Raw genomic sequence first — 7,044 nt, forward strand, 5'->3', positions numbered from 1 at the left:
TTAGAAAAATATCCTGTTGCTCGACCGCATCCGCCGCAGCGCACGAAGTATACTATCCTCTTATCGTAAGGGCAATATTTATTTAACACTTCCAGGAAATCCTCTTTTTTACATTCGTAACAAAGGGAGACCGAGATATTTGAAATCGGAGCGCTGCTTTGAAATAGAAGTTTATAGGTTCTCACTTCGCATAATAAACGAGATTCAATTCGGTTTTGTCAAGAAAGGAAAGATATTATTTCGGGGCGGAAGTATGGAAATATAAACGAAGGCTTTCTTTAAAAGTAAAAATCGGCCTGACCGGAGAAAGTTCTGACATCCTTAGAAAAAGAGCGTCGTCCTTCGCACAGGGGTGACGAAAAACGGAACCGTTCTTACTTACTCCGAACTTCTTCGTACAACTTCATCAAGGTCCAATCGTTGTCCGGAAATTCCAAACCGGTTAAGTAAAGACTCCCCGATTCGGTCTCACACAGGACTCGCTCGGGATGAACCACCCAGGTCCGTTCGCATAATAAAGGAAGAATTTGGCTTTTCCTCATCGGTCCCCAAAGATGTACTTTGCCGGAATAATTTGAAAGAAATTCATTCTTTGCGGAAAGTTTCCAAGGATTGATTTCCTTTCTGCTTACCGTAAATAATTTGGAAATCGTCGGTTTTCCTTTTCCGTATTGGACTCTGCGAAGGTGGAGCCGTCCTATGGTTCCGCCCAGATAAAACGCAGAGTTGTCAGGACCGTAATAAAGCTGGGGGCTGATGACTTCCTGGTCTATCTTGTCCGCGATCTTTTTGTCCGGTTGGAAATAATACAAGGTATAAGAACCGGCGTTTCCCGAAAACAATAGGAAGTCCTTTCCGATCGGATAGAGATAAAATCTCGATTTCAGATTCGGGAAAGGGGGAGCTATTTTTTCCTTACCCAGTACGAGTTTTGGAGTTCTAGGTTCGACCGTCTTCTCTTCGTACAATTGGTTGTCCACGAAGTAAAAAATCTTGGAGCCGTCGTCCGAGATGCCTCCCCGGTTTCTACAGGAGATTTGGGCGCCGGATTCGTACTGTAAGGATTCGTCTTTTAAGGAAAGGGCCAATAGGCGACAGCCGCTTGCCATCGGATATTCCGAAAGTGCAAAATTCGCTTTGACGGAAACGGCGACGGATGCGGGAATTTCATCCAATTTTCTGCTTTCGGAACCGCCGCCTTCGTTCAAGTCTCGAATCGTTAGTTTATTGTCCTCTACGAAGACGAGTCGTTTTCGGTCGGAAGAAAGCTCCACGATTCGAGGGGATTCGGGTTTTTCCTTTGAAAGGATTTCCGCATCCGATCTAGGATGGGAAAGATAATTCTTTAGGAGTTCCGTCCCTTTTTCGTATTTTTCCTCTTCGATCAACTCCTGGATTTCTTCGATCAGACTTTCCTGTTTGCTTTTGCAATTCCCAAGAAAAAAGAGGATGATCAGAAAAAGTCCGCAGACTCTACGCAAAATTTCTAATTTGTTCATGCAGATTAGGCCGTTTCTTCCACCCAAGGTTCGTCCGAGGGAACGGAAACGATTTCTTTAGAAAATACCGACTGGGCTCTATGCGCGACTTTTTTCGTTTCCGAATAGGAGAGTCCGCCTGAAAGTGCGGATCCTAGTAAAGAAATCCAAATACCGCGTTTCTTGCCTCCGGAGGAGGAAGAATTTCGTAAGGATTTGGCGACCCTAAGAATTCCTTGTCTCATCAGTTCCCAGGTAGCCGGCCGGATCAAAATACGGGACCCGACTTCCCGGAGGATATTCCTGAAAATGGACGTCCTGTCGTTAAAAAGGCAATAGGCCATTAGCTCTTCCGTAACTTGGGATTCCTTACCGTACAAAGCGGCGATATCCTTTATCAGTTTTCCTTGGATTCGAAGGACCAAAAAAGTCTCGGGAGCCAAAGTTATGGCGCCGAAAGCGCCGGTGGGTAAGGAAAGAGCCCCGCTCGCCAAAGCGGATTGGATGGAGGCTTTTTGGGTCAGCCCGTCGATAAAATCGGAAGGTTCTCCTATCGTTTTCGCGTACGGGCTTCTGTAGGAGTTCAAACCTGTAAGCAGGGAAAGGATCCTTTCGGAAACCTCGGAAAGAATTGAATTGTAGTTTTCCATGGAAGGGAGTGAAGTACTAAGGCAATGAGATACTGTTTCTATGTTAGATAGACTAGAAAAAATACAACAAAAATACCTGAAAATCTCGGACGAACTTACTACGGCGTCCCAACCCGAGGAATTAAAGCGTCTTTACAAGGAACGGTCCCGTCTCACGCCATTATTCGAAAAAATCTCCGAATATAAAAGACTAACCCAAGATAAAAAGGAAGCGGAAGAACTTCTGAAAACGGAAAAGGACGGCGAAATGCGGTCCATGTACGAGGAAGAAAGAAATTCCGCTTCGGACCGGATCGCGTCCTTGGAAAAAGAATTGGAAATTCTGCTCCTCCCACCCGATCCGAACTCCGGAAAGAATATTTTAGTGGAGATCCGAGCGGGAACCGGCGGAGACGAGGCCGGACTTTTCGTCGCCGACTTGTTCCGCATGTATACGAAATTCGCGGATAAACAAGGAATCAAACACGAAATCATAGATTCTTCTCCGACGGGAATCGGCGGATTAAAGGAAATCGTTTTCGCTTTGGAAAACGACAAAGCTTACGATCTATTTAAATATGAGGCGGGGACTCATCGGGTCCAGAGGATTCCGGCGACCGAATCCGGGGGCAGGATTCACACCAGCGCGGTAACTGTCGCGGTTCTACCGGAGGCCGAGGAATCGGAAGTGAATATAAACGAAAACGATCTGCGCGTGGACGTTTATCGTTCTTCGGGATCCGGCGGACAGCACGTAAATACGACGGACTCGGCGGTCCGGATCACTCATATTCCTACCGGGGTCGTGGTGGCTTGTCAGGATGAGAAGTCGCAACATAAAAACAAGGCCAAAGCGATGCGTATTTTGAGCGCTCGTATTTTGGAAAAGCAGGCGGAAGAGAAAAAAGCCGCCGCAGACGCCCTCAAAAAACAGATGGTTGGTACGGGGGACCGTTCGGAAAGAATTAGGACCTATAATTTCCCGCAAGGTCGCTGCACCGATCATCGTATCGGTTTTACCAGTCACAATCTGTCCGCGATTATGGAAGGCGATCTGGACGATTTGATCGGGGCGCTCACGGAAGAAGACAGAGTCAAACGGTTGGCCGAAGCGCAGACGCATTAAACTTCGACTTAAGTGCTTTTCCTGGTTGAAGTTTCCTACTCTGAGATTGCGATGGTAGACGGATTATGCTGAAAGAAGTGCAAGAACCGTTTCGACGCGTGTGCGGCGAAAGAATCCCATTCTCCAATGTACACGCGGTGTCCATGAGTTTGCCGCTCGTAGCCGACGTGGTCGGATATGAGGAAAAGCGTGTGGAAACCCTTTCCCGTTTGAAAGCGGGTTACCCTCGCTTTATCGCTCACGCATATGTGGAAAAAATCCTAGATTATAATCGGGAAAGGAAGGGGATCGAAGGTCCTCAGTTCATCGTAAATTCTAAAAAAGCGGCCGAACACATCGTCGATCTTTTCGGAATTTCTTCCGCTTCGATCCTGGAAGACGAGGGAATCGTTACCTTGGTCTTTCCGGACAATAAAGAGAAAGAACTGGAAGTTTTATCTTTCATACAACATACCGGTTGCCTAGTGTCTTCACGTAAGGCGGAGGATTATTTATTTAAGAAAGGGCTCATCGATTCCCTATATTCGGAAGAAACCTTTAAAGAAGAAGATCCGAATGCGAGCGTTTGCAAGGAGCTCGGAAATTTATATCCCGGTAGGAATCTGGAAATCCTTTTAACCACTTCGGGAATGAACGGAATTTACGCTACATTTAAGGCTCTTGACGAAGCCAGAGCTAAGGAAGGAAAGATCCTTTGGTTACGCCTAGGTTGGCTCTATGTGGATAATATCCGAATTTTGGAAAAATATTCCCGGGGGTCTAGGATTTTTCACGAGGTAGCTGATCTCTCTGAATTGGAAGAATTTTTGGAAAAGGAAGGAAACCGCGTCGCGGCGATTCTTACCGAATCTCCGACCAATCCATTGATCCAAGTACCGGATTATCCTAAATTGAAAAATTTGTTGGACCGGTACGGAATTCCTTTGATAGCGGATATTTCCGTCGCGGGATCCGCGGTCGTGGATCTTTCTCCTTATGCGGACGTTATCGTAGAGAGTTTGACTAAATTCGCTTGCGGCAATGCGGACGTGATGATGGGTGCGGTTTTTCTAAATCCGAAATCCGAATATTTTTATTTTTTAAAAGACCGATGTCCGGCTTTCGTCGAATCTCCTTACGTTCGGGATCTGGAGCGTATGGCGTATGAGGTTTGTGGGTATAAAGAAAGAGTTCGCGAGATCGGAAGAAACGCCCTTATTTTAGCGAAGTTTTTTCAAAACCATCCCAAGATCAAAGCCGTTCACTGGAGCGGTTCCGAGGAGAACCGGGAGAATTTCTCCAAAATAGCTCGGGAAAAAGATCTGCATTGCGGAGTGATTACGATAGAACCGGGGATCCCGCTCGAAAAATTCTACGATTCTCTAGAGCTTTTGAAAGGGCCCAGCTTTGGAACCGAATTCACTCTCAATATGCTTTATATGTATTTGGCCCATTATGAATTGGTTTCTACCGAAAAAGGAAGAGCGTTCCTGCGGGAAATAGGCTTGGATCCGAGTTTGGTACGTATTTCCGTCGGAAGGGAAAACCCGGATCTTCTCATTGAGGAATATAAGAAAGCCCTAAGCGATTGATCTTAAAGTGGAGAGAAGAGCGGGAATCCGTATCAGGCTTCGGGCTTGATTTTTTGCAGGAGCTCCTGCAAAGTTCAGTTTAAAAAATAGATTTTCAAAATCGGAAAAAACTGATATTTGGCGAAAGTTGGGCGGCAGGGGGTACCACCGCACCGGCCCCCGCCCAGAGAAGGGTGGGGACTTTCCTTTTCCCACCTCCCGCGAATGAATCGTTTCTCCTTTTACACTAAAGGAATCAAGCCACTGATTTCATCGTTACCTTTACGGAAGCCTTTTCGCTCGGGAGTTGCATCACATTCCGATAGAAATACCGGAACAGTCCGAACTTGCTTAAACCGAAAAGGTAAATGAAAACTATCGAAGCTGAAACTCCCAAGATCCAACCTAAACTGTGGATTAAGACGCTTGAAACGATCGCGAATCCCAAGGATCCGATAAAGACTGTCGCGAGAAAAGCTGCGGTCGATCCCAGTGGAGAAGGGCTGGAGGAGACGGGAAATTCCTGAGAAGTGGAAGTTGTCCATCCTTCTTGTTCTATCTTCAGCATGGACCAAATCAGAATCGGAATCAGGATGACTCCCATTGCATACAATGTGATCGCTACGTCGGAAGTGAACCAACCTTGTGCCGTAAACCAAGTCCAGTCGTTTCGGAAAGATTCCGCAGTCGGAGAGAAGAATCTTTTGTATCCAGTACCGTCCCAGCCGTGAACAAGAATGAAAAACATTCCGAAATAACCTATGGCTACCTGCAAGTAGGCCAAGAACGCCCGGCCCGCCTTTAACAAGGCCCAAACCACCCAAAAACCTAGAATTCCTTGGGAAACGTTCGTAAAGCCGAATAAACAGACCAACCACCCCGGCATTCCCTTATCTCCCGCGTGCATCGTCTCCCAACTAGTGAATTGCCAAACAAGATACAGGCCGGAAGGAGCGAATAGGAGAGACAAATACAATAAATTCGTAATGAAATACTCGTTATTCCAAAAGGATACGGAATTTCCCTTTTTCTTTACGGAAGGGAGGCTACCCTTTTCGCCCTCTCCCGATTGCAATTTTCGGATCTGACGAGCGGCAGCGACTGCATACCCGGCCCCCAATCCGTACGACCAAAAAACATCCACTTGAACCATTTCATTTATCTCCTGATGGTATAAGAATGACACGTCATTCAGTTTTTGTCAATAGGGAGAATCCTTTTTTTGGGCAAATCCGCTGACTTTATCCAAAACTTGGGCAAAAAAACCGAAATCCGCTTTACCCTTATTTTTCGGGAGGTTGATATGGCTGTCATTGGATGGGTTAACTTATGAAATGAGGTAATCCAGTGAAGCTAAACAGAATATTTAAATCGAAGTACTTTCTTTTGTCGGTTCTTCTCTTTTTCGGTTCGTGCCGATTTTTGGGAATTGGATCCATCCCTTTGGAAGAACTGAAATCTAAGTACGCGAACGAAAGTTCCAAATTCATCCGGATAGACGACGTCGATTTGCATTATCGAGACGAAGGGAAAGGACCTGTAATCGTTCTTTTACACGGAGTCTGCTCCTCCTTGCATACGTGGGACGTTTGGGCGGAAAAATTAAAAAGCAAATACAGAGTGATCCGACTGGATCTTCCGGGACACGGTTTGACTGGAATCGGAAAGGATCTGAACGGTCTTGAATTGTCGCAAGGTGTCCGGACCCTAGACCGTTTCTTGAACGCTCTCAAGATTGATCGATTCTACTTGGTCGGAAATTCCATGGGCGGTTATATTTCCTGGAATTACTCGCTGAAACATCCCGAAAAGGTATTAAAGTTGGTTTTGATCGATTCGGTCGGCTATGCCCAACCTTTACCGCCTATGATCGCTTTGGCAAGCCATCCTCTGGTAAGTCCATTCGCAAAGCACATCTTACCGAAGTTCATGATAGAAAAAAGCGTCGAACAGGTTTATGGGGACAAGAAAAAAGTCACGCAAGAACTGAAAGACAGGTATGCGGATCTTTCCATGCGGGAGGGAAACCGTAGCGCCTATAATTATTTTTTCGTTATGGCTCGCCAAAAATTCACGAACCCGGAGCTCTCGGAAGGAATCGATAAAATTCGGCAACCTACCATGGTAATGTGGGGGACGGAGGATGAATGGCTAAAATACGAATATTTCGGAAATTGGAAAAAAAGCCTTCCGAGAGCGGCATTCCGAATCTATGAAGGAGCGGGCCATATTCCCATGGAGGAGATTCCCGAAGTAACCGT

6 protein-coding genes are annotated in these 7,044 nt (G+C 46.2%); 3 read left to right on the top strand and 3 right to left on the bottom strand.

What is annotated here, in order from left to right; all coding sequences use genetic code 11:
* Window positions 1–374 precede the first annotated feature (374 nt).
* The gene (locus EHO61_RS05205) at window positions 375–1,499 is read right to left on the bottom strand and encodes a hypothetical protein (RefSeq protein ID WP_135812531.1); all 1,125 of its coding nucleotides are present in this window, start codon (window positions 1,497–1,499) and stop codon (window positions 375–377) included.
* A gap of 5 nt (window positions 1,500–1,504) precedes the next feature.
* Complete coding sequence (locus EHO61_RS05210) at window positions 1,505–2,128, bottom strand: hypothetical protein (RefSeq protein WP_135812532.1); 624 nt, start codon at window positions 2,126–2,128, stop codon at window positions 1,505–1,507.
* 40 nt (window positions 2,129–2,168) lie between these two features.
* Between EHO61_RS05210 and prfA the strand changes: the two genes are divergently transcribed.
* Together prfA and EHO61_RS05220 are read left to right on the top strand one after the other, a co-directional pair.
* On the top strand, window positions 2,169–3,233 hold the full coding sequence (prfA, locus tag EHO61_RS05215) for a peptide chain release factor 1 (protein WP_135812533.1): 1,065 nt from the start codon (window positions 2,169–2,171) through the stop codon (window positions 3,231–3,233).
* Window positions 3,234–3,298: 65 nt separating this feature from the next.
* Complete coding sequence (locus tag EHO61_RS05220) at window positions 3,299–4,804, top strand: PLP-dependent transferase (RefSeq protein WP_135812534.1); 1,506 nt, start codon at window positions 3,299–3,301, stop codon at window positions 4,802–4,804.
* Window positions 4,805–5,039: 235 nt separating this feature from the next.
* On the opposite strand, the gene EHO61_RS05225 is transcribed toward EHO61_RS05220, so the two are convergent.
* On the bottom strand, window positions 5,040–5,936 hold the full coding sequence (locus tag EHO61_RS05225) for a hypothetical protein (RefSeq protein ID WP_135812535.1): 897 nt from the start codon (window positions 5,934–5,936) through the stop codon (window positions 5,040–5,042).
* Between the two features lie 290 nt (window positions 5,937–6,226).
* On the opposite strand from EHO61_RS05225, the gene EHO61_RS05230 reads away from it, so the two are divergent.
* On the top strand, window positions 6,227–7,044 hold an 818-nt coding region (locus tag EHO61_RS05230), incomplete at its 3' end, for an alpha/beta fold hydrolase (RefSeq protein WP_246032011.1).

It is taken from the genome of Leptospira fluminis (assembly GCF_004771275.1).
GTDB lineage: Bacteria > Spirochaetota > Leptospiria > Leptospirales > Leptospiraceae > Leptospira_B > Leptospira_B fluminis.